Origin of the sequence: Janthinobacterium sp. CG3 (genome assembly GCF_000344615.1) — a bacterium.
Classification (GTDB): domain Bacteria; phylum Pseudomonadota; class Gammaproteobacteria; order Burkholderiales; family Burkholderiaceae_D; genus Janthinobacterium.
On the sequence record NZ_KB467824.1, the window covers coordinates 1,507,747 to 1,530,058 of the forward strand.

Annotated in this window: 18 protein-coding genes and 1 tRNA gene; 6 read left to right on the top strand and 13 right to left on the bottom strand. The window is 64.3% G+C overall.

Annotated features, from left to right (window positions below):
- Positions 1–34: 34 nt before the first annotated feature.
- The 6 genes from clpX to JANGC3_RS0106460 form a co-directional block, all read right to left on the bottom strand.
- Entirely contained in the window at positions 35–1,303 is a 1,269-nt protein-coding gene (clpX, locus tag JANGC3_RS0106435) for an ATP-dependent Clp protease ATP-binding subunit ClpX (RefSeq protein WP_017875665.1), read from the bottom strand.
- Positions 1,304–1,479: 176 nt separating this feature from the next.
- Positions 1,480–2,097, bottom strand: a complete 618-nt coding sequence (gene clpP, locus JANGC3_RS0106440; protein WP_409029744.1) for an ATP-dependent Clp endopeptidase proteolytic subunit ClpP — start codon at positions 2,095–2,097, stop codon at positions 1,480–1,482.
- Positions 2,098–2,180: 83 nt separating this feature from the next.
- Positions 2,181–3,527, bottom strand: coding sequence for a trigger factor (gene tig / locus JANGC3_RS0106445; protein ID WP_026132639.1), 1,347 nt, complete (start codon positions 3,525–3,527; stop codon positions 2,181–2,183).
- Positions 3,528–4,135: 608 nt separating this feature from the next.
- Positions 4,136–4,218 (bottom strand) — tRNA-Leu (locus JANGC3_RS0106450).
- 212 nt (positions 4,219–4,430) lie between these two features.
- Positions 4,431–7,547 carry an efflux RND transporter permease subunit gene (locus JANGC3_RS0106455; RefSeq protein ID WP_017875668.1) on the bottom strand — a complete coding sequence of 1,039 codons (3,117 nt, stop codon included), beginning with the start codon at positions 7,545–7,547 and terminating at the stop codon, positions 4,431–4,433.
- Positions 7,544–8,686 carry an efflux RND transporter periplasmic adaptor subunit gene (locus JANGC3_RS0106460; protein WP_232429667.1) on the bottom strand — a complete coding sequence of 381 codons (1,143 nt, stop codon included), beginning with the start codon at positions 8,684–8,686 and terminating at the stop codon, positions 7,544–7,546. Before JANGC3_RS0106460 ends, JANGC3_RS0106455 begins: the two co-directional genes overlap by 4 nt.
- A 209-nt stretch (positions 8,687–8,895) precedes the next feature.
- Here JANGC3_RS0106460 and hpnC point away from each other — a divergent pair, with 209 nt between their 5' ends.
- The 5 genes from hpnC to JANGC3_RS0106485 all read left to right on the top strand — a co-directional run bounded on the left by hpnC (position 8,896) and on the right by JANGC3_RS0106485 (position 13,843).
- The gene (hpnC, locus tag JANGC3_RS0106465) at positions 8,896–9,723 is read left to right on the top strand and encodes a squalene synthase HpnC (protein ID WP_026132641.1); all 828 of its coding nucleotides are present in this window, start codon (positions 8,896–8,898) and stop codon (positions 9,721–9,723) included.
- 66 nt (positions 9,724–9,789) lie between these two features.
- Positions 9,790–10,623, top strand: a complete 834-nt coding sequence (hpnD, locus tag JANGC3_RS0106470) for a presqualene diphosphate synthase HpnD (RefSeq protein WP_017875671.1) — start codon at positions 9,790–9,792, stop codon at positions 10,621–10,623.
- 28 nt (positions 10,624–10,651) lie between these two features.
- Complete coding sequence (hpnE, locus tag JANGC3_RS0106475; protein ID WP_017875672.1) at positions 10,652–11,965, top strand: hydroxysqualene dehydroxylase HpnE; 1,314 nt, start codon at positions 10,652–10,654, stop codon at positions 11,963–11,965.
- 165 nt (positions 11,966–12,130) lie between these two features.
- On the top strand, positions 12,131–12,937 hold the full coding sequence (locus JANGC3_RS0106480) for a DUF1700 domain-containing protein (RefSeq protein ID WP_017875673.1): 807 nt from the start codon (positions 12,131–12,133) through the stop codon (positions 12,935–12,937).
- Between the two features lie 99 nt (positions 12,938–13,036).
- A complete protein-coding gene (locus tag JANGC3_RS0106485; protein ID WP_017875674.1) occupies positions 13,037–13,843 on the top strand; it encodes a head GIN domain-containing protein in 807 nt (268 codons plus the stop codon).
- Positions 13,844–13,859: 16 nt separating this feature from the next.
- Here JANGC3_RS0106485 and JANGC3_RS0106490 read toward each other — a convergent pair whose 3' ends face one another.
- Positions 13,860–15,101, bottom strand: coding sequence for a TIGR03862 family flavoprotein (locus tag JANGC3_RS0106490; RefSeq protein ID WP_035787552.1), 1,242 nt, complete (start codon positions 15,099–15,101; stop codon positions 13,860–13,862).
- A gap of 188 nt (positions 15,102–15,289) precedes the next feature.
- Between JANGC3_RS0106490 and JANGC3_RS0106495 the strand changes: the two genes are divergently transcribed.
- Complete coding sequence (locus JANGC3_RS0106495; RefSeq protein WP_026132643.1) at positions 15,290–15,502, top strand: hypothetical protein; 213 nt, start codon at positions 15,290–15,292, stop codon at positions 15,500–15,502.
- Between the two features lie 18 nt (positions 15,503–15,520).
- Here the strand turns inward: JANGC3_RS0106495 and moaD are convergent, their stop codons facing one another.
- The 6 genes from moaD to kbl form a co-directional block, all read right to left on the bottom strand.
- On the bottom strand, positions 15,521–15,778 hold the full coding sequence (gene moaD / locus JANGC3_RS0106500; protein WP_017875677.1) for a molybdopterin converting factor subunit 1: 258 nt from the start codon (positions 15,776–15,778) through the stop codon (positions 15,521–15,523).
- Positions 15,779–15,798: 20 nt separating this feature from the next.
- Complete coding sequence (locus JANGC3_RS0106505; RefSeq protein ID WP_017875678.1) at positions 15,799–17,025, bottom strand: molybdopterin molybdotransferase MoeA; 1,227 nt, start codon at positions 17,023–17,025, stop codon at positions 15,799–15,801.
- Positions 17,026–17,032: 7 nt separating this feature from the next.
- The gene (thrC, locus tag JANGC3_RS0106510; RefSeq protein WP_026132644.1) at positions 17,033–18,520 is read right to left on the bottom strand and encodes a threonine synthase; all 1,488 of its coding nucleotides are present in this window, start codon (positions 18,518–18,520) and stop codon (positions 17,033–17,035) included.
- Between the two features lie 109 nt (positions 18,521–18,629).
- On the bottom strand, positions 18,630–20,039 hold the full coding sequence (locus JANGC3_RS0106515; RefSeq protein ID WP_026132645.1) for an L-serine ammonia-lyase: 1,410 nt from the start codon (positions 20,037–20,039) through the stop codon (positions 18,630–18,632).
- A 48-nt stretch (positions 20,040–20,087) separates the two neighbouring features.
- Positions 20,088–21,062 (bottom strand): NAD-dependent epimerase/dehydratase family protein, encoded by a 975-nt coding sequence (locus JANGC3_RS0106520; protein WP_017875681.1) that lies wholly within the window; start codon positions 21,060–21,062, stop codon positions 20,088–20,090.
- A gap of 22 nt (positions 21,063–21,084) precedes the next feature.
- The gene (gene kbl, locus JANGC3_RS0106525; protein ID WP_017875682.1) at positions 21,085–22,299 is read right to left on the bottom strand and encodes a glycine C-acetyltransferase; all 1,215 of its coding nucleotides are present in this window, start codon (positions 22,297–22,299) and stop codon (positions 21,085–21,087) included.
- Positions 22,300–22,312 lie beyond the last annotated feature (13 nt).

The following is a 22,312-nucleotide window of genomic DNA, read 5'->3' on the forward strand; positions in this document are numbered from 1 at the left end:
AAATCTCTTTTGTGCAATAGTGTGGCGGCTTTCTTTAATTTTCTCCGGATGCTTTTGCTTGCTCTTGGTAAATCAACAAAGGTTTCGCGCCACTAGTGATCGTATTTTCATCAATAACGACCTTGACGACGTTTTGCTCATTCGGCAATTCGTACATCACGTCCAGCAAGGCGTGCTCGAGGATCGAACGCAGGCCGCGCGCGCCGGTCTTGCGGGCCAGCGCTTTTTTGGCGATGGCGTGCAAGGCGGCCGGGCGAATTTCCAGTTCCGCGCCTTCCATCTCCAGCAGTTTCGAATACTGCTTGATCAGGGCGTTCTTCGGCTCGATCAGGATCTGGATCAGCGCCTCCTCGGTCAATTCGGCCAGGGTGGCGACGACCGGCAGGCGGCCGACCAGTTCCGGGATCAGACCGAACTTGATCAGATCTTCCGGCTCCGCCTCCAACAACACTTCGTTGCTGGCGCGCTGGGTCTGGCTCTTGACGATGGCCGAGAAGCCGATGCCGCTCTTCTCCGAACGGTTCGAGATGATCTTCACCAAGCCGTCAAAGGCGCCGCCGCAGATGAACATGATGTTGGTCGTGTCGATCTGCACGAAGTCCTGGTTCGGATGCTTGCGCCCGCCTTGTGGCGGCACCGACGCCATCGTACCCTCGATGAGTTTGAGCAGGGCTTGCTGCACGCCCTCGCCCGAAACGTCGCGGGTGATCGACGGATTGTCCGACTTGCGCGAAATCTTGTCGATTTCATCGATGTAGACGATGCCGCGCTGGGCCTTCTCGACATCATAGTTGCAGCTTTGCAGCAGCTTCTGGATGATGTTTTCGACGTCCTCGCCGACATAGCCGGCTTCGGTCAGCGTGGTGGCGTCGGCAATGACGAACGGCACGTTGAGCATGCGCGCCAGCGTCTGGGCCAGCAGGGTCTTGCCCGAACCGGTAGGACCAACCAGCAAGATGTTGCTCTTGGCCAGTTCGACGTCGTCCTTCTTGCCCAGATGCTTGAGGCGCTTGTAGTGGTTGTACACCGCCACCGACAGGATGCGCTTGGCAGTCTGCTGGCCGATCACGTACTGGTCCAGCAACGCGGCAATTTCTTGCGGCGTCGGCAGGTCGGACTTGGCGCCGGTGACCGACTCGATGCTCGACGTTTCATCGCGGATGATGTCGTTGCACAGGTCGATACATTCATCGCAAATAAACACGGACGGGCCGGCGATGAGTTTTTTCACCTCGTGCTGGCTTTTGCCGCAGAACGAGCAATACAGTAGTTTTTCGCCGCTAGAGGATTTTTTGTCTGACATAAGGCATTTTGGTTGGAACTACATTAACAATATTGCAAACTCGCTGACAGGGAGCTGCCCTTAAAGCGTTAGCGTACGGAAAAACCGCACACATACTCCATGCTACCCGAAATAAAAAAGAAACGCCCGAACGTTTCAGCGCCCGGGCGTTTTTTAGCAATACCGGTTGGGGCACATCAAGCGCGGCTGGTCAACACTTTGTCGATCAAACCATACTCGGCGGACTCGTCGGCCGACATGAAGCGGTCGCGGTCGGTGTCCTTGGCGATCTGCTCGACCGACTGGCCGGTGCGTTCCGCCAGGATACCGTTAAGACGGGAGCGCAGATACAGGATCTCGCGCGCCTGGATTTCAATATCCGACGCCTGGCCTTGCGAGCCACCCGACGGCTGGTGAATCATAATGCGCGAGTTCGGCAACGAGAAACGCTTACCCTTCGCGCCCGCGGCCAGCAGGAAGGCGCCCATCGAGGCGGCCATGCCGGTGCACAGGGTCGAGACGTCCGGCTTGATGAACTGCATCGTGTCGAAAATCGCCATACCGGCCGATACCGAACCACCAGGCGAGTTGATGTAGAGCGAGATATCCTTGTCCGGATTTTCGCTTTCCAGGAACAGCAACTGGGCCACGATCAAGTTCGCCATCTGGTCGTTGACGGGGCCGACCATGAAAATCACCCGCTCTTTCAGCAAGCGCGAGTAAATGTCATAGGAGCGCTCGCCACGGCCGCTCTGCTCCACCACCATTGGCACGAGGCCAAGCATTTCAGTGTCCAGCGCTGGATTTCGGTTCATACCTGTCATGTTCTTTCCTTGTGAAGCAGCTTGGAGGCGCCGCCGCCGTCCGGTTGCCCGGTTGGCGGCGACGCCCTGCCGGTTTACGCTTGTTGTGCGTTGCTTCCCATCAGTTCGTCGAAGGCAACCGCTTTCGACGACACTTTCGACAGGCCCAGCACGTAGTTGACGACGTTTTCTTCCAATACAAGGGCTTCGACTTCAGCCAGACGTTGACGGTCGCTGTAGTAGTACTTCAGCACTTCGCGCGGGTCTTCGTAGCTTTGGGCGAAGTCTTCGACCTGGGCCTTGACTTGCTCAGGCGTCGCCTGCAGCTTGTTGGTGCCGACCAGTTGCGACAGGATCAGGCCCAGGCGCACGCGGCGCTCGGCTTTTTCAGCGAACATCTCCGCTGGGAATGGCACGTCCTTGACGTTCATGCCGCGCTGCGCCATGTCTTGACGGGTCATTTCGGCCAGGCGCTCGGAGTCTTGGGCGATCAGCGTTTTCGGCACGTCCAGCTCGGCCACTTTGACCAGCGCGTCCATCACGCTTTCCTTGTTGCGCGCCTTGACGCGGCCGGCTACTTCGCGTTCCAGGTTGACTTTGATGTCTTCGCGCATTTTGGCCAGGTCGCCGTCGGCAACACCCAGCGATTTGGCGAATTCGGCATCGACTTGCGGCAGGTGCGCCCATTCCAGCTTGGTCAGGGTGATGGTGAACGAGGCCGTTTTGCCGGCGACGTCTTTACCGTGGTAATCCTCCGGGAACGACAGCGGGAAGGTTTTCGCTTCGCCGACTTTCAAACCGATGGTTGCCGCTTCGAACTCAGGCAACATGCGGCCTTCGCCCAGCACGAACGAGTAGCCGTCGGCTTTGCCGCCCGGGAACTCGACGTCGTCGATCGAGCCGACGAAATCAACGGTGACCTTGTCGCCGTTTTGCGCGCTCAGGTCGGCGCCGCCGTCGCCGTGTTCACCAGCCTCGCCTTTGGTGTGGTAGTGCACGCGCTGCTTGCGCAGGATGTCGATGGTCTTGTCGATTTCCGCTTCCGACACTTCGGCTTTGACGGTTTCGATTTCCACGCCGCTCAGGTCGCCGATGACGACTTCCGGATAGACTTCGAAGGTTGCGTCGAACGCCAGCACGCCGTCGGCGGCTTCTTCCTTCGGTTCGATTTTCGGGTAGCCGGCCACGCGCAGCTGGTTTTCGTTGGCGGCGTCGTTGAACGCGCGGCCGACTTTGTCATTCAGCACTTCGGTTTCGATTTGATAACCGTATTGTGCCGCGACCATTTTTAAAGGAACTTTGCCCGGACGGAAGCCCGGTGCCTTAGCCGTACGGGCTTGCACTTTCAGGCGCTTCTCAACTTCCGTGCGGACGTCCGTCAGCGGGAAGGAGATCGTGATACGACGTTCGAGTTTGCCCAAGGTTTCGACTGCAGTTGCCATGTAAAAATCGTCCAAAAAATAAAATACGTTGGTGCGAAGAAGGCGATGCGCCGACATCACAAGATGCCCGCCACCGCCCGCTCGCATATTCATCTGTAACTCGTTGACGAGCAAAGGTCTTATGGTGATAGCTCCCCCGCTTTCCGGAGTTTCCCAACTATCGTCCAAACTACCCCTCTGACCGCAACAGCGTAACAGGGCTCCGACCAATCAAGCTTGCTACGAGGAAAAGTCGCAGGCTGACCAAAATTCGGTAAAGCGTGGCATTATAGCAAAGCCGCTAGGGAATGTGGCCAACATTGCGTACGGATCTCCTTGCGGCGCGATAGGGCAATGCCGGTTTCGGCGGAGCCGCTTTTGCGCAGCGCCGAAACGGGCGCCGCCGCCCGTTGCAACGCACAGTATATGCCATCCGGGGTCGCGCTTGAAGCAGAACAGCGCAAGAAAACACGGGGGCATAGCCGCCGGCGAAAAACGATTTGGTGTAATTTATATCGAATCGCGCGGCTACGCGACTGATAGGCACCCGGCACCGGTGGAACGCCCGGGCGAGGCAATGAGGAAAATACAACGAAGAAAAACCACCAGCGCGACAATAAGGCACTGCATGGTGCGGATGGGGAGACTCGAACTCCCAAGCCGAAGCACTGGCTTCTAAGACCAGCGTGTCTACCAATTCCACCACATCCGCTTCCCTGCTCCACGATTCTAACAACTCGCGGCCGTTCTGGCTACCACGGGCCAATTACTGCTAGGCAATCGTCCTGCGGGAACGCGGCATTCTACTGGATTCCCAGCAGGAATGCGGCGTTTTTTTGCGCTGACATTGGCGCGCGGCCGAAAAGAAACCGGCGGCGGTCCGCCGGGGCCAGACCCGGAGGGCCAGCCCCCCCCCCCCCGCTTTTACGCCGCCGGGATGTTGCTTACCGCCGCGGCGGCTTTCGCGGCGGGCTTTTTGACGCGGAACCAGGCCGCGTACAGCGCCGGCAGGAACAGCAGCGTCAGCGCCGTGGCCAGGATCAGGCCGCCCATGATGGCGACCGCCAGCGGCCCCCAAAACACCGAACGCGACAGCGGTATCATCGCCAGCGCGGCCGCCGCCGCCGTCAGCACGATAGGCCGGCAGCGCCGCACCGCCGATTCGACGATGGCGTCCCACGGCTCGGCGCCGCCGGCGATGTCTTGCTCGATCTGGTCGACCAGGATCACCGAGTTGCGGATGATCATGCCGAACAGCGCGATCACGCCCAGGTTGGCGACGAAGCCCAGCGGGCGGCCCAGCAGCAACAGCGCGGCGGCCGCGCCGGCCACGCCCAGCGGACCGGTCAGGAACACCAGCAGCGAGCGCGAGAAGCTATGCAGCTGCAACATCAGCAAGGTGAAGATAATGAAGATCGCCAATGGCAGGTTGGCCGCGATCGATGCCTCGGCCGCGCCGCTGTCGGCCGCCGCCCCCTTGACGGTGATGCGGTAGCCGGCCGGTAGCTTGGCGCGCAGCGCGTCGAGCTTGGCGTTGACCTGGCCCGACACGGTCGGCCCCTGGATGCCGTCGACGACGTCGGACTGTACCGTAATGGCCCACTCGCGCCCTTCGCGCCAGACCACGCCCGGCTCCCAGACGAAATGGGCGCGCGCCACCTGCGCGACCGTCACCGATTTGCCGCTGGCGGTGGGAATATTGGTGTCGTTTAACACCGAGATCGTCGAGCGCTCCTGCAGCGGCTGGCGCACCTGGATGTCGATCAGCTTGTTGTCCTCGCGGAACTGGCCGATGGTGGTGCCGGACAGGATGGTGTTGGCCGCCCGCATCACCGTTTGCGAGGTGATGCCGAGCGCGCGCATCTTGTCCTGGTCCAGGTCCAGGCGCAAGACCTTGATCGACTCGTTCCAGTTGTCGTTCACGCCCAGGGTGTTGAGGTTCCCGCGCATGACGTCCTTGACCTCGTCGGCGATCGCGCGCACCTTGGCCACCTCGGTGCCGGTGACGCGAAATTGCACCGGATACGGCACCGGCGGCCCGTTCGGCAACAGCTTGACGCGGCCGCGCACTTCCGGGAAATCTTCCTTGAAGACGGCGACGATCTTCTCGCGCAGCGCGGCGCGCGTCGCCAAGTCCTTCGGCAACACCACAATCTGCGACACGTTCGACTGCGGGAAGATCTGGTCCAGCGGCAGGTAGAAGCGCGGGCTGCCGGTGCCGACGTAGCTGGTGACGCTGACGACGCCGTCGAGCTTACGCACGAAGGTCTCGAATTTCTTCACCTCGGCTTCGTTGGCGGCAAAGGTGGTGCCTTCCGGCGTCCACATCTCCACCATCAGCTCGGGCCGGCTGGAATCGGGAAAGAATTGCTTTTCGATGAAATTGAAGCCGTAAATGCCCAGCGCGAAGATAGCCAGGGTCGCCGCGATGGTGCTCTTGCGCCAGTCCACGCACCAGTTGACGGTGGCGCGGAAGCGCCGGAAGCCGGGCGTGTCGAACAGCTCGTGGTGGCCGTCGGAGTGCGGCTTGACCTTCAGCAGCACGTAGCCGATGTAGGGCGTAAACACCACCGCCACCACCCAGGAAATGATCAGCGCCAGCGCGTTCACCGAAAACAGCGAAAACGTGTATTCGCCGGCGGCCGACTTGGCCAGGCCGATCGGCAGGAAGCCCGCCACCGTGATCAGGGTGCCGGTCAGCATCGGCATGGCCGTCGACGTGTAGGCGTAGGTGGCGGCGTCGAAGCGCGAGAAGCCCTCTTCCATTTTGCGCACCATCATTTCGACGGCGATGATGGCGTCGTCCACCAGCAGGCCCAGGGCGATGATCAGCGCGCCCAGCGAAATCTTGTGCAAGTCGATGTCGAGCATGCGCATGAACAGGAAAGTCACCGCCAGCACCAGCGGAATGGTCAGCGCCACCACCAGGCCCGGCCGCACGTCCAGGCGGAACGGCTTGGTGTGCAGGCCCAGCGCCAGGAAGCTGACGGCCAGTACGATCAGGATCGCTTCGATCAAGGTGCGGATGAATTCGCCCACCGAAGCGGTGACCGCCTCCGGCTGGTTCGACACGCGCGCCAGCTCGATGCCGACCGGCAGCTGGCCGCGCAGGCGCTCGACGGTCTTTTCCATGTGCTTGCCCATCTCGATGATGTTGCCGCCCTTTTCCATCGAGACGCCCAGGCCGATCACTTCCTTGCCGTTGAAGCGCATCTTGTCCTGCGGCGGGTCGCGGTATTCGCGCTTGACGACGGCGAAGTCGCCCAGGCGGAATGTGGCGCCGCCGGCGCGCAGCTCCAATGCTTCGAAGTCCTTGGCCGACTTCAGCGCGCCGCTGACGCGCACCTGCAGGTTGTCGGTCGGCGTCACCAGCACGCCGGTGGCCTCGACCGAGTTCTGCGTGGCGATCTGGTTGACGATGGCCTCGAACGGCACGCCCAGTTGCGCGAATTTCTTGTGCGAAAACTCGATGATGACTTTTTCATCCTGCACGCCGAACAGTTCGACCTTGGCCACCAGCGGCACGTTGAGCAGTTGCTGGCGCACGAAGTCGGCGTAATCCTTCATCTCGGCATACGTAAAACCGTCGCCGGAGAGCGCGAAGATCGAGCCATAGGTGTCGCCGAACTCGTCGTTGAAAAAGGGGCCGACGACGCCGGCCGGCAGCGTGCCGCGGATGTCGCCGATTTTCTTGCGCACCTGGTACCAGGCGGCGGCGGTGTCCTTGGGCGGCGCCGACTCGCGCAGCTTGAGGATGATCAGGGTTTCGCCCGGCTTCGAATAGCTGCTGATCTCGTCGATGAACGGGGTTTCCTGCAACTTGCGCTCCAACTTGTCAGTGACCTGGTCGGCCATCTGCAAGGCGGTCGCGCCCGGCCAGTTGGCGCGGATCACCATCGCGCGAAAGGTGAACGGCGGGTCTTCGTCCTGCCCCAGGCTGGCGTAGCTGAGCATGCCGCCGATCAACAGCACGGCGATCAGATAGCGCGTCAGCGGAATGTGTTCCAGCGCCCAGCGCGAGAGGTTGAAGCCGCCCTTCATTGCATGGCCCCGGTGGCCGGCGCCGCGGCCTTGGCCTTGGTCGGCAGGTCGTCGCCGAGGATTTTGACCTTCTGGCCCGGCTTCAGCAAGTTCACGCCGGCCGTGACGACGGTCTGTCCGGCCTTGACTCCGCTGGTGAGCAACAAGTCGTTGCCGGCCGCGCCGCCGATAGTGACGGGCACCAATTTGACCACACCCTGCTCGATTACCCACACCGAGGTGGCGGCCTTCTCATAGAACAGCGCCGTCAGCGGCACCTTGAGTTGCGGCACCGCCGTCTTCGAGGCGAACTGCACCACCGCCGTCATGCCCAGGCGCGCCTGCGCCATACTGTCGGGAATCGCCACCTTCACCGTGTAGGTGCGTGTGGCCGGGTCGGCCATCGGCGCAATCTCGCGGATCTTGCCGGGCACGGCCTGGCCCGGCTTGGCCCATAGCCGCACCTGCACGTCGGAAACGTGGCGCAGCGTTTCGACCTTGTCTTCGGGAATGCCGATGACCACTTCCTTCTCGCCGGACTTGGCGATACGCACCACCGGCGCGCCGGCCGCCACTACCTGCCCCGCTTCGGCGTCGACCGCCGTCACCACGCCGTCGATATCCGACACCAGGCTGGTGTAGGCGGCCTGGTTCGACTGCCCGCGATAGGCTGCCTGGGCCGAATCGACGCCGGCCTGGGCCGCCTTGAAGGCCGACTGTTTGGTATCGAGCACGGCTTGGCTGACGAAATTCTTCTCGCGCAACTCCTGATAACGCTTCAGTTCGGCGCGCGACAGGTCGCGGCTGGTCTCGGCGCCGCGCAAGCCGGCCAACGCCTGCGCCTGCGCCAGTTGCAAGTCCTGCGCATCGAGCTGCATCAGCACCTGGCCTTGCTTGACGACGGCGCCGGCGTCGACTTTGCGCGCGACGATCTTGCCACCGACCCGGAACCCCAGCCGCGACTCCACCCGCGCCCGCACCTCGCCGGAAAATTCGGCGTTGACATCGACGCTATTACTCTCCAGTACCAAGGCCCGCACCGGACGGATATCCTGGGTTTTTTCGGCGGGTTTCGAGCAGGCGCTCAACAAGAAGGCGGTGGCGAGTAGCGAAGCAAGCGGAAGCGGCGTAATTTGACGCGGGGATTTCAGGGCGAACACGTTATTTTCCTTTACTATGCGGGCTGTTCGATTTATGCACGGCAACATAAAAATCATGCCGGACGTGCAATACGGGGAACTGGTAGCGATATCAAGATGTTACTATTCTTCCGAGTTAAAAAGTAAATGACTTTCCGTTAAGTAATTATAGACGGGACTAAATTGTTTGCAAATGACTTTCGCGTCATTAATTTAAATAAGTGTTTTTCATGCCAGTAGACCATTACGAAAATTTCCCCGTAGCCTCCGTGCTACTGCCGCGCCGCCTGGTGCCGGCGGTCGAAGCCATCTATGCCTTCGCCCGCAGCGCCGACGACCTGGCCGACGAGGGCGACGCCACGCCGGCCGAGCGCCTGGCCGCGCTGCAAGCCTACGAAGCGGCGCTGGACCGCATCCACCGCAAAGAAAGCGGCGCCGACCCGATGTTCGAACGCCTGGCCCTGGTGATCGCCAAGCACGAGTTGCCGCTGAAGCCGTTCTACGACCTGCTGTCCGCCTTCAAACAAGACGTCGTCGTGACGCGTTACGCCGACTTCGCCACCCTGCTCGACTATTGCCGGCGCTCGGCCAATCCGGTCGGCGCGCTGATGCTCAATCTGTACAAGGCGGCCGACGAGGACAATCTGCGCGATTCCGACGCCATATGTTCGGCCCTGCAATTAATTAACTTTTTGCAAGATGTGGCAATCGACCAACAAAAAGAACGCATCTACCTGCCGCTGGAAGACCTGACCCGTTTCGCCGTGTCGCCGGCGGCGCTGGAGCGGGCCGAGTCGCACGGCAAGTGGAGCGCGTTGATGCGCTTCGAGGTGGCGCGGGCGCGCGCGCTGCTACTCAGCGGCGCGCCGCTGGCGCTGCGCCTGCGCGGGCGCATCGGCTGGGAACTGCGGCTGGTGGTCCAGGGCGGCCTGCGCATCCTGGAAGCGATCGAAACGGTCAACTACGACGTGTTCCGGCGCCGGCCGGCATTGCAAAAGCGCGATTGGCTGGTCATTTGCTGGCGCGCGCTGCGCATGCGCGCTAAAAAAGCGCGTTGACGCCTTCACCGAGGGCGCTTCGGCTATAGAATAGCGGCTTCGAACGCAACCCATGCAATTTTGACTATGTCTCCCGACGAATACTGCCAACAAAAAGCCGCCCAGAGCGGCTCCAGTTTTTACTACAGCTTCCTGTTCCTGCCGCCGGAGCGGCGCCGCGCCATCACGGCGCTGTACGCGTTCTGCCGCGAAGTCGACGACACCGTCGACGAATGCACCGACGAGGCGATCGCGCGCACCAAGCTGGCCTGGTGGCGCAAGGAAGTGCGGGCCATGTTCGAGGGCAAGCCGGCGCATCCGGTGATGCGCGCGCTGGAACCGCACTTGGCGGTCTACAAGCTGGAGGAAAAATACCTGCAGGCCATCATCGACGGCATGGAAATGGACTTGAACCAGACCCGCTACCTCGACTACCAGGCAATGACGCGCTACTGCTGGCACGTGGCCAGCGTGGTCGGCATCCTGTCGGCCAGCATCTTCGGCGCGACCAAGCCGGAAACGCTGCTGTACGCGGAAAAACTCGGCCACGCCTTCCAGCTCACCAACATCATCCGCGACGTCGGCGAAGACGCGCGCAAGGGCCGCATCTACCTGCCGGTCAACGAATTGCAGCGGTTCAACGTCACGGCGGCCGACCTGCTCAACGCCCGCCACAGCGAGAACTTCGACAACCTGATGCGCTTCCAGGTGGCGCGCGCGCAAAGCGCCTACGACGAGGCGTTCGCGCTGCTGCCGGCCGAGGACCGCCGCGCCCAGCGCCCCGGCCTGATCATGGCGGCGATCTACCGCACCCTGCTGACCGAGGTCGAGCGCGACGGCTACCACGTGCTCAAGCAACGCATCTCGCTGACGCCGATCCGCAAACTGTGGCTGGCGTGGAAAACCTACGTACGTGGCTAACCACAAGCCAGCGGCAGCGCCGAAACGGATGGCGGTGGTGGGCGGCGGCTGGGCCGGTTGCGCCGCGGCGGTTGAACTCAGCCGCGCCGGCCACGACGTCACGCTGTTCGAGGCGGCGCGCACGCTGGGCGGCCGCGCCCGCCGCGTCGAATTCGACGGCGGCGTCGTCGACAACGGCCAGCACATCCTGCTGGGCGCCTACGGCGCCACGCTGCGGCTGCTGCAACTGGTCGGTGTCGAGGCGCGGCAAGCGCTGCTGAACCTGCCGCTGCAAATGCGCTATCCGCCCGGCTGCGGCGGCATGGACTTCGTCGCGCCGCGCTGGCCGGCGCCGCTGCACCTGGCCGCCGCGCTGCTGCGCGCCGACGGCCTGGCGCGCGCCGACAAAATGGCGCTGGCGCGCTTCTCCAGCACCGCGCGCTGGATGGGCTGGCAACTGCACAGCGACTGCAGCGTCAGCGAACTGCTGGAACGCTTCGACCAGAGCGCGCGCCTGATCCAACTGATGTGGCGCCCGCTGTGCCTGGCGGCGCTGAACACCCCGCCCGAGCGCGCCTCCGCGAAAATCTTTCTCAACGTGCTGCGCGACAGCCTGGGCGCGCGGCGGCGCGCCTCCGACATGCTGCTGCCGAAAGTTGACCTGAGCGCGCTGTTTCCCGACGCCGCCGCCGCGTTCGTCCGGCGCCACGGCGGCGCGGTCCACTGCGGCGCCAGCGTTACCGGCCTGCGCCGGCAAGCCGACGGCGGCTGGCAACTCGACGTCCGCGGCGAAGCGAGCGGCGGCGCCTTCGACGGCGTCATCCTGGCGACCCCGGCGGCGCAGACCGCGGCCCTGCTGGAGCAACTGCAAAACCCGGCAATGTCGGCCATCGCCAGCCAACTGGCGGCATTCGAATTCGAAGCTATCAGCACCTGCTACTTGCAGTACCCGCCCGGCACGCGCCTGGAACGGGCGTTCTTCGCCCTGATCGACGCACCGCAAGCCGGCCACTGGGGCCAATTCGTCTTCGACCGCGGCCAACTCGACCCGGCCCAGTCCGGCATGCTGGCAGTCGTCATCAGCGCGTCGGCCGAGGCCGCCGCGCAAGGACAGGCGGCGCTGGCCAAGGCCGTCGCCCGGCAACTGGCCGACGTCTTCCGCCGGCCCGAGCTGGCCGAACCGGCGTGGAGCCGCGTCATCACCGACAAGCGCGCCACCTACGCCTGTAGCCCCGGCCTGGCGCGGCCCGACAACGCCACCGGCCTGCCCGGCCTGGCCCTGGCCGGCGACTACACCCACAGCGACTACCCGGCGACCATCGAATCGGCGGTGCGCAGCGGCGTCCTGGCCGCCGCCCTCTGACCGTCTCCACTGTCGATATTGTCACTTCGTCATAAGCGCGCCGTATATCCCGGCAGGCTGTCGTCTGCGCCGCGAATATCGCAGCTTGTCGCATGTGGCTGGCTACGGCGACGCTGTTGGCCTACAGTAACAGCATCGACGCCCGTTTGAATCTGTGAGTATGAAATGAGCAAATTAGACTATATCGACGCGCTGCGGCGCGCGCTGGCGGGCCTGCCGGCCGAAACGCTCGCCAAGACGCTGGCGTATTACGAACAGCGGTTTATCGACGGCCTGGCCGCCGGCCGCAGCGAGGCGGAAATCGCCGCCGACTTGGGCGAGCCGAAGAAGATCGCTGTGACGCTGCGCGCCAGTACGCATCTGAGCGCTTTCGAGCGAACCCGGAATCCCGCCAATTTCGCGCGCCTGGTGGGGTCCGCGCTGGGGCTGGCCATTTTCAATCTGTTCATGGTGCTGCCGGCGATGGTGTATTCGGCATTGTTGGCGGCCATGTATGTGGCGGCGCTGGCGTTTTATGTGGGTGGCATCGCGATCACCGCCAGCGGCTTGTCGGGCGCCAATGAGCTGGTGCTGGACGGTCCGCTGCGCCACTTTATGCTGAAGGGCGACGAGCGCGGCGAGCCGGCGCAGACGCGGATTTCGATCGGCGGGTCGACTATCCAGGTCATCCAGGAGCCGGCCAGCGGCGCCAGGCACGACGGCGACAAAGGCGAGTCCGAAGCCGAGGACGAGGCCGGCGACGCGCCCTCGTCCTCGCGCGTCATGCGCCGCGCCGAGGCCCTCGCCGGCGGCGGCCTGCATATATCCACCGACCTCGACCATGACTCGCGCAGCGTCCAGACCATGTTCGGAATGGCAATGGTGCTGTGTGGCATCGTTTTCTTCTTGCTCAGCCTGGTCGTGACGAAGTACACGCTGTTCGGCATCAAGCGTTATATCGAAATGAATTTCACGCTGTTGAAGGGGCGCTAAGGCGGCCGCCCCACCCCGGAACACACCAGAAACTGGCGGATACACGCCAGCAATAAGCATATTTATGGCGGACGCACCGCCGGGAACAGGAGCCACACCATGCGAACACTCATTAAAGTCGGCGTCAGCCTGTTGCTGCTGGCCTTTGCGCTGATCGGCGTGTCCTACACGATGCTGCGGGCGCAGGGGCTGAGCAACCCCGGCAGCGCGGCGGGCCGGGCCGTGCGCAGCGAGGCGCGCACGATAGGCAAGAACATCCACACCATTGAAGTAAGCGGCCCGATCGATCTGACGGTGCGGCAAGGGCTGGCGCCGTCGCTGCTGGTGCGCGGCGAGCAGCGTCTGCTGGCCAACGTCGAGACCAGCGAGCGCGGCGCCACGCTGCACATCGGACCGAAGGGGATGCTGTTGCATCACCGCCAGCCGCTGCAAGTCGAGCTGGTGTTACCTGCGCTACAACAACTTGACATGCACGGCAGCGGCGACAGCACCGTAAACGGTTTCAGCGGCGAGCGCTTCGAGCTGCGCGTACACGGCAGCGGCAACGTCACCTTCAACGGCCGCTTCAAGCATGTGCTGGCGGGGATGAACGGCAGCGGCGACTTGAATCTGAACGGCGGCAACAGCGGCAGCGTGACGGTCAACCTGGCCGGCTCCGGCGCGATCACGACCAGCGGCAGCTGCAACTTGCTGCGCGCCGAGCTGAGCGGCTCGGGCGACCTCGACGCCGAGCACTTGGCGGCCGACCGGGTCGAGGTGTCGTTGCAGGGTTCGGGCGCGGCCGTGGTGTTCGCCAGGGACGCGGCCGACCTGACGCTGCGCGGCAGCGGCAATATCAAAGTCTACGGCAATCCGCCGCAACGCCGCTCAAGCAGCAACGGTTCCGGCGACATCGAATGGGAGTAAACCGCCGGCCCGCGCCTCAGCCTTGGCAACCCAGCCAGTTCAACGCGCTGGCGCCGGCGGCCCGGCCGCTGGCCAGGCAGGCCGTCAGCAGGTAGCCGCCGGTCGGCGCTTCCCAGTCCAGCATTTCGCCGGCGGCGAACACGCCCGGCATGGCCTTCAGCATCAACGCGTCCACCCCGTCGAAACGGACCCCGCCGGCGCTGCTGATGGCCTCGTCAATCGGCCGGGGCCGGCGCAAACGCAGCGGCAACATCTTGATCGCCCGCGCCAGCCGCCGCGGATCGGCGAATTCGTCGGCGCCTAGGCATTCGCGCAACAGGCCCGACTTGACCCCCTTGATTCCCAGCCGGCTCTGCAAGTGGCTCGACATCGAGCGCGCGCCGCGCGGCCGGCCGACCTCGTCGACGACCCGCTCCAGCGTCCAGTCCGGCACCAGGTCGAGATGGATCAGCGCGCCGCCGTCGGCGTCGATCTGGTCGCGCAGCGCGGCCGACAACGCATAAATCAGGCTGCCCTCGACGCCGCCGGCCGTCACCACGAACTGGCCCTGCCGGCGCAGCGGCTGGCCGCCGGCGTCGGTCGAGGTGATCGCCACCGTGGCCAAGGGGTGGCCGGCGTAACGGCTGCTGAAGTGCTCGCTCCAATCGACGTCGAAGCCGCAGTTGGCCGGCCGCAGCGGCGCCACCGGCACGCCCTGTCGCTCCAGCAACGGCAACCAGGCGCCGTCCGACCCTAGCCTGGCCCAACTCGCGCCGCCCAGCGCCAGGATAACGGCGTCGGCCGGCGCCGCCAGCTCGCCGCCGGGCGTGGCGAACAGCAGCTCGGCGTCGCGCCAGCCGGTCCAGCGGTGGCGCATGTGGAATGCCACGCCGCTCTCGCGCAGCCGGTGCAGCCAGGCGCGCAGCAGCGGCGCCGCCTTCATGTCGGTCGGGAACACCCGCCCGGAGGTGCCGACGAAGGTGTCCACGCCCAGGCCGTGCACCCAGGCGCGCACGCTGTCGGGGCCGAAGCCGTCCAGCAGCGGGCGCAACGCGACGCTTTGTTTGCCGTAGCGCCCGACAAAATCGGCGTAGGGCTCGGCGTGGGTGATATTCATGCCGCCCCGCCCCGCCAACAGAAATTTGCGGCCGACCGAGGGCATCGCGTCGTAGACGTCGACGCGCGCGCCGCCCTGCGCCAAAGTTTGCGCCGCCATCAGGCCGGCTGGGCCGCCGCCGATGACGGCGACGCGTGGGGGGGTGTGGGGGCTAGTTGACATTGATTCTATTCATGGAGTTGGTGCATACTGCAACTAGGAATGGCCGATCACCGCGACGCGACGCGGGTAAGCCGTCCACGCGGGCCTGGAGCGGCGCGTCGCGCTTCGGCCAACATTGTCGGATTACGCTACGCTAATCCGACCTACGGAATGTAGCGGCATTTTATGCTGGATTGACAGGAGCAGTAATGGGAACAATGTATTGGGTCAGCCGCTACGCACTCGCCAGCACGGTGTTGTTCGCGATTTTGGTGGCGATCGAATTTATCCAGGGGGGCGGCTCCACCAATGGCATCCTCGGCTCCCTGGCCTGGGCGCTGCTGGCGTCGGCCATTTTCATCGGCAGCAAATACCTTCGTTTCCGCAAGGAACAAGGCGGCGCGGCCAATGGGCGAAAATAAGCCCTCGCTCCCGCCGCATCAGCCGCCGGTGACCGGCGGAAAGAATGCCACTTCGCAGGCCTCCGACAGTGTCGCCTCGGGCTGGCACATGATCTGGTTGCAGGCCATGCGCAGCGAGCGGCCCTCGGCCAGCGCTTCGGTCCAGGCGCCGCCGCGGGCAAGCAGGAAGGCGCGCAGCTCGCCGACCGTCGTCACGTGCGCCGGCAAGGCCAGCGCTTCCTGGGATGTGCCGAGAATCTCGCGCACGCTGGCAAAAAAACGCAGCGTAATATTCATAGTGTGATCGACCGACTTGATTAGTGCAGCAATTCGCTGAATGGGATGAAGCGGACGGTGTCGCCCGGCGCGATGGTTTGCCCCGGCGGGTTGTCGACTACGCCGTCGCCCCACACGGTCGAGGTCAGCACGCCCGAGCTTTGGTTGGCGAACAGGTCCAGGCCGCCGCCGGCGTTCATGCGCGCGCGCAGGAACTCGTTGCGCCGGTCCGCCTTCGGCCAGTGGAAGTCGGCGCGCAGCGTGTAGCCCTTCGGCGCCAGCGCGGCCGGGTCGCCGACGCCTTGCAGGCGCAGGATGAACGGCCGCACGAACATCAGGAAGGTGATGAAGCTCGACACCGGATTGCCCGGCAAACCGATGAAGAAGGCGTCCTTGACCTCGCCGAAGGCCAGCGGCTTGCCGGGCTTGATGGCGATCTGCCACATGTTCAGACGCCCTTCCGCCTCGACCGCCGGCTTGACGTGGTCCTCGTCGCCGACCGACACGCCGCCCGAGGTGATGATCAGGTCGTGCGCCTGGGCCGCCTCGCGCAGCACCGCGCGGGTGGCGGCTAGCGAATCCGGGACGATGCCGTAGTCGCTGATCTGGCAACCGAGGTTTTCCAGCAGCGCGCGCAAGGTGAAGCGGTTCGAATTGTAGATCGCGCCCGGCGCCAGCGGCTGGCCCGGCATGGTCAGCTCGTCGCCGGTGAAAAACACCGCCACGCGCAGCTTGCGCCAGACCGGCAGTTCGGCCAGGCCGACCGACGCCGCCAGCCCCAGCTCCTGGCTGCGCAGGCGCGTGCCGGCCGGCAAAATTACGCTGCCGGCGGTGATGTCCTCGCCGGCGCGGCGTATCCACTCGCCCGGCGCCGGCGCGTGCCGCACCGTGACTACGCCGTCGAGCAACTCGCATTGCTCCTGCATGACGACGGCGTCGGCGCCTTCCGGAATCAGCGCGCCGGTGAAAATGCGCGCCGCCGTACCCGGCTGCAAGGGCTCGCCGACGTGGCCGGCCGCGATCCGTTGCGACACCGGCAAGGCCGCCGCCGCGCCGGCGCAATCGGCCGCGCGCACCGCGTAGCCATCCATTTGCGTGTTGTCTCGCGCCGGGACGTTCATGTCCGAGCTCTGCGCCCGCGCCAGCACGCGGCCGTTGGCCGCCAGCGTCGGCACGGAGTCGATCGCGGCGACCGGGCGCGCCGCGCCCAGCAACAGGTCCAGCGCGGCTTGCGCCGTCAGCATCGGTTTTGGCTTATATTCGCTCATCGGCGGCTTACAGGCCAGTATTGGCGGCGATATAAGCCTGCATGGCGACCACGTCGGTGCCCATCACGACGAATTTCTGTGGCAAGTCCTCGATATTTTCGAAGCCTTCCGGACGCTCGGCGTCGACGCCCAGCGCGTCGAGGATGGTTTCGTTGAACTTGGCGGCCAGCGCCGTTTCCAGCACGATCATCGGCACGCCCGGCTCCAGATGCTCGCGCGCCACCTTGATACCGTCGGCGGTATGGGTGTCGATGACGATGCCGTAGTCGTCGGCGACGTCGCGGATGGTGTCGAGGCGGTCCTTGTGGGTCGACTTGCCGGACTGGAAGCCGTACTTGGCCACCAGCTTGAACTCGTCGCCGTCGCTGCCCGGCTTGCCGGACAGGTCGAAGCCGCCGGCCGTTTCCACCTTGTGGAACAGCGCGCGCACGCGGTCGCCGTCGCGGCCCACCAAGTCGTAAATGAAACGCTCGAAGTTCGACGCCTTCGAAATGTCCATCGACGGGCTGCTGGTGTGGTAAGTCTCGGCCGACTTGCGCACGCGGTAGACGCCGGTGCGGAAGAACTCGTCGAGCACGTCGTTTTCATTGGTGGCGGCGACCAGCTTGGCGATCGGCAAGCCCATCATGCGGGCGATGTGGCCGGCGCAGATATTGCCGAAGTTACCCGACGGCACCGTGAACGACACCTTCTGGGTGTTGTCGGTGGTGGTCGCGAGGTAGCCGCGGAAGTAATACACGACCTGCGCGACGACGCGCGCCCAGTTGATCGAATTGACGGTGCCGATCTTTTGCGCGGCCTTGAACGGCAAGTCGTTCGAGACGGCCTTGACCATGTCCTGGCAATCGTCGAAGACGCCCTCGACGGCGATATTGAAAATATTCTTGTCCTGCAGGCTGAACATCTGCGCGCTCTGGAAGGCGCTCATCTTCTTATGCGGCGACAACATGAAGACGCGGATGCCCTTCTTGCCGCGCATCGCATACTCGGCGGCGCTGCCGGTGTCGCCCGAGGTCGCGCCGAAGATATTCAGCTCGGCCTTGGTCTTGGCCAGCGTGTACTCGAACAGATTGCCGAGCAACTGCATCGCCATATCCTTGAACGCCAGCGTCGGGCCGTTCGACAGCCCCTGCAGCAACAACGTGGTGGCGCCGCCCTTGGCCAGGTTTTCTTCGAGCACCCGCAGCGGCGTGATATCGGCGGCCTTCTCGCCGTCGCGCGCGTTGCGGTACACCGCCTTCGTATACGTCTTCGCCGTCAGCGCCTTCAAATCGGCGTCCGGAATATCGGTCGCGAACTTGCGCAAAATTTCATAGGCCAGCTCGGCGTAGGACAGCTTGCGCCAGGCGTCGAGTTCGGCGCCCGTCACCTGCGGATACTCGGCCGGCAAATACAGGCCGCCGTCGGGGGCCAGGCCACCCAACAGGATGTCGGAAAATTGTTGCGAAGCGGAAGAAGCAGGCGCTTGGGCGGCGCGGGTAGACACGTATTGCATAAAGTAGAAAAGTCCGGTTGGGCTAACGGCTAAGAAGCATCGAGTGCAATTGAACGCTTATTATAATGCGGCCCGCCCATCCTTGCGAACCCCCAAGTCAATGCGTTGTTTAGCAGGCGGCGTGGTTGACGGTGATGACGTGGATGGCCAGCCCGCCCAGCGAAGTTTCCTTGTATTTGTCTTGCATGTCGGCGCCGGTCTGGCGCATCGTTTCGATGACTTCGTCGAGGCTGACGAAGTGGGTGCCGTCGCCTTTCAGCGCCAGCGAGGCGGCGGTGATGGCTTTGACGGCGCCCATGCCGTTGCGCTCGATGCAGGGGATTTGCACCAGGCCGCCGATCGGGTCGCAGGTCATGCCCAGGTGGTGTTCGATGCCGATTTCGGCGGCGTTTTCGATTTGTTCGTTGCTGCCGCCGAGCGCGGCCACCAGGCCGGCCGCCGCCATCGCGCAGGCCACGCCGACCTCGCCCTGGCAGCCGATTTCGGCGCCGGAGATCGAGGCGTTGCGCTTGCACAGCATGCCGATCGCCGCCGACGTCAGCATGAAGTCGCGCACGCCGGTCACCGGGTCGCTCGGATGGCAGTCTTCGGCGTAATAGCGCAGCACCGCCGGAATGATGCCGGCCGCGCCGTTGGTCGGCGCCGTGACGACCCGCCCGCCGGCGGCGTTTTCCTCGTTGACGGCCATCGCGTACAGGCTCACCTGGTGGATCGCGTCGTGCGGCAGGTCGTTGGCGCGGTTGTCCGACGCCTTCGCTTCCTGCGCCATGGTCCACAACTTGGCCGCGCGCCGTTTGACGTTCAGGCCGCCCGGCAGTTGGCCGCCGGTTTCCAGGCCATGGGCGATGCAGTCGCGCATCACGTGCCAGATCTTGTCGATGCCGGCGTTCAATTCGTCGTTGCCCAGGCGCACGCACTCATTGGCGCGCAGCATCTGCGGGATCGACAGGCCGCTGGCCTTGCCGTGCGCCAGCAACTGGTCCATCGTGTCGAACGGGTAGACGACCGTCGAAGCCGGGGCGTCGCCCGCCTGTCCCGACTGCTGCTTGGCCTGGGCCTCGCCGGCGGCGTGGATGAAGCCGCCGCCGACCGAGTAGAACACCCGGTCGATGCGGCCGCCGTCGGCCAGCATCAGCGTGAAGCGCATGCCGTTCGGGTGCTCCGGCAGCGATTCGCTTTTGTGCCAGATCAAGCCGGTCGCGGCCGTAAACGGCACCGCGTGGCTGCCCAGCAGTTTGATTTCGCGCGCCGCTTCGACGCCGGCCAGCTTGCCGTCGACGTCGCCGGGCGCGACACCCTGCGGGGTTTCGCCCATCAGGCCGAGGATGACGGCCTTGTCGGTGGCGTGGCCGACGCCGGTCAGCGCCAGCGAGCCGTACAGGGCCGCTTCGACGCCGACGGCATTGTCCAGTGAACCGCATTCGATCAGGAAACGCCGCGCCGCCACCATCGGCCCCACGGTGTGGGAACTCGACGGCCCGATGCCGATTTTAAATAGATCAAATACGCTCATGTCCATTGGATAGTCTCTTTATATATAGTTATCGTGGGTGGATCAGCCGCCGGTTCAGGCCGCTTCGGCCATCGCCTTACCGACGTTCACGTCGATGTGCGCGAGCATGTCGGTGACCAGGTGGTCCAGGCCGATTTGCGCCTTCCAGCCCCAGTCGGCCGTCGCCTGCGCGTCGTCCAGGCTTTGCGGCCAGCTGTCGGCGATGGCCTGGCGGCTGTCCGGCTTGTAGCCGATGGCGAAGTTCGGCACCCGCTGCACGATGGCCTTGGCCAGTTGCTCCGGGTTGAACGACAAACCGGCCACATTATATGCCGAACGAATCTTGATTTGGGCCGCCGGCGCGTCCATTAATTCGATCGTCGCGCGGATCGCGTCGGGCATGTAGATCATCGGCAGCGCGGTCTGCGGGCCGAGGAAACACTCGTAGCGTTCGCCGCGCAGCGCCGCGTGGAATATCGCGATGGCGTAGTCGGTGGTGCCGCCGCCCGGTGGCGATTTGTAGCTGATGATGCCGGGGTAGCGGATGCTGCGCACGTCGACGCCGTATTTGCTGAAGTAGTATTCGCACAGGCGCTCGCCGGCCAGTTTGCTGATGCCGTAAATCGTGGTCGGGTCCATCACCGTCATTTGCGGCGTGTTCACCGGCGGCGTGTTCGGGCCGAAGGCGGCGATCGACGACGGCCAGAAGATGCGCAGCGGCTTGCCCGCCTCGCCGCGTTCGCGCGCCACTTCGAGGATGTTGAGCAAGCCGTCCATGTTCAGCGTCCATGCCTTCAGCGGCGCCTGTTCGCCGGTGGCCGACAGCAGCGCCGCCAGCTGGTAGACCTGGGTGATGCCCTCCCGCTCGACCAGCGCGGCCAGGCCGGCCCGGTCCAGCACGTCGAGGCGGGTGTAGCGCGCCGCGTTGTAGACGTTGGCGGCGCCGATGTCGCCCGCGATGACGTTCTGCGCGCCGTGCTGCGCGGCCAGCGCGCCCACCAGTTCGCTGCCGATTTGACCGTTGGCGCCGATGACTAAGATGCGTTCCATTTTTATTTTTCCTGATTTGATTTTATTGGGTCTTCAGCAGGCCGAGCTCACGCCCCGCCTGTTCGAATGCGGCCAGCACGGTGACCAGTTGCTCGCGGCTGTGGGCGGCCGACAGCTGCACGCGCACGCGCGCCTGGCCCATCGGCACCACCGGGTAGAAGAAACCGGTGAGCAGCACGCCGAGTTCGTACATTCGGGCGGCGAATTTTTGCGCAACCGGCGCGTCGAACAACATCACCGGCACCACCGGGTGGGTGCCCGGCTTGATGATGAAGCCGATACGCTCGATTTCTGCGCGGAAGAAGGCGGTGTTCTCGTGCAGGCGGTCGCGCAGCTCGGTCGACTTCGACAGGCGTTCGAGCACCGACAGCGAGGCGCCGGCGATCGACGGCGCCAGCGTGTTCGAGAACAGGTAGGGACGCGACTTCTGGCGCAGCATGTCGATCACTTCCTTGCGCGCCGAGGTGAAGCCGCCCATCGCCCCGCCCAGCGCCTTGCCGAGCGTGCCGGTGATGATGTCGATGCGGCCCAGCACGTTGTGGTGCTCGTGGGTGCCGCGGCCGGTGGCGCCCATAAAGCCGGAGGCGTGGCATTCGTCGATCATCACCAGGGCGTCGTACTGGTCGGCCAGGTCGCAGATCTTGTCGAGCTGGGCGATGGTGCCGTCCATCGAGAACACGCCGTCGGTGACGATGACCTTGTGGCGCTTGCCGGCGGCGACGGCGGCCTGCAGCTGCACTTCCAGGTCGGCCATGTCGTTGTGCAGGTAGCGATAGCGGCCGGCCTTGCACAGGCGGATGCCGTCGATGATCGAGGCGTGGTTCAGGGCGTCGGAGATGATCGCGTCCTGTTCGTCGAAGAGCGGCTCGAACAGGCCGCCGTTGGCGTCGAAGGCGGCGGCGTACAGGATCGTGTCTTCGGTGCCGAGGAAGCTGGAGATGGCTTGTTCGAGTTGTTTGTGGACGGTCTGGGTGCCGCAGATGAAGCGCACCGACGACAGGCCGTAGCCGTATTGTTCGGTCGCCGCGATCGACGCCTGCTGGGTTTGCAGGTCGCCGGACAGGCCCAGGTAGTTGTTGGCGCACATATTGATCAGGGTACGGCCGTCGTCACACACCACTTCGGCGCCCTGGCGCGAGGCGATCACGCGCTCCGGCTTGTACAAGCCCTGCTCGCGCAACTGGTCCAGGCTTTGCTGCAGGCCGCTGAAGAAAACGCTCTTGGTTTGCTCGCTCATGTTTTGTCCCTTT

Bases quoted from the DNA above. Each gene is read 5' to 3' on its own strand.
- JANGC3_RS0106495 (WP_026132643.1), top strand. From the start codon at position 15,290: ATGGGAACAATGTATTGGGTCAGCCGCTACGCACTCGCCAGCACGGTG.
- JANGC3_RS0106485 (WP_017875674.1), top strand. From the start codon at position 13,037: ATGCGAACACTCATTAAAGTCGGCGTCAGCCTGTTGCTGCTGGCCTTT.
- JANGC3_RS0106520 (WP_017875681.1), bottom strand. From the start codon at position 21,062: ATGGAACGCATCTTAGTCATCGGCGCCAACGGTCAAATCGGCAGCGAA.
- tig (WP_026132639.1), bottom strand. From the start codon at position 3,527: ATGGCAACTGCAGTCGAAACCTTGGGCAAACTCGAACGTCGTATCACG.
- JANGC3_RS0106490 (WP_035787552.1), bottom strand. From the start codon at position 15,101: ATGTCAACTAGCCCCCACACCCCCCCACGCGTCGCCGTCATCGGCGGC.
- thrC (WP_026132644.1), bottom strand. From the start codon at position 18,520: ATGCAATACGTGTCTACCCGCGCCGCCCAAGCGCCTGCTTCTTCCGCT.
- moaD (WP_017875677.1), bottom strand. From the start codon at position 15,778: ATGAATATTACGCTGCGTTTTTTTGCCAGCGTGCGCGAGATTCTCGGC.
- JANGC3_RS0106455 (WP_017875668.1), bottom strand. From the start codon at position 7,547: ATGAAGGGCGGCTTCAACCTCTCGCGCTGGGCGCTGGAACACATTCCG.
- hpnE (WP_017875672.1), top strand. From the start codon at position 10,652: ATGGCGGTGGTGGGCGGCGGCTGGGCCGGTTGCGCCGCGGCGGTTGAA.
- JANGC3_RS0106505 (WP_017875678.1), bottom strand. From the start codon at position 17,025: ATGAGCGAATATAAGCCAAAACCGATGCTGACGGCGCAAGCCGCGCTG.
- hpnD (WP_017875671.1), top strand. From the start codon at position 9,790: ATGTCTCCCGACGAATACTGCCAACAAAAAGCCGCCCAGAGCGGCTCC.
- JANGC3_RS0106480 (WP_017875673.1), top strand. From the start codon at position 12,131: ATGAGCAAATTAGACTATATCGACGCGCTGCGGCGCGCGCTGGCGGGC.
- JANGC3_RS0106515 (WP_026132645.1), bottom strand. From the start codon at position 20,039: ATGGACATGAGCGTATTTGATCTATTTAAAATCGGCATCGGGCCGTCG.
- hpnC (WP_026132641.1), top strand. From the start codon at position 8,896: ATGCCAGTAGACCATTACGAAAATTTCCCCGTAGCCTCCGTGCTACTG.
- clpX (WP_017875665.1), bottom strand. From the start codon at position 1,303: ATGTCAGACAAAAAATCCTCTAGCGGCGAAAAACTACTGTATTGCTCG.
- kbl (WP_017875682.1), bottom strand. From the start codon at position 22,299: ATGAGCGAGCAAACCAAGAGCGTTTTCTTCAGCGGCCTGCAGCAAAGC.
- clpP (WP_409029744.1), bottom strand. From the start codon at position 2,097: ATGAACCGAAATCCAGCGCTGGACACTGAAATGCTTGGCCTCGTGCCA.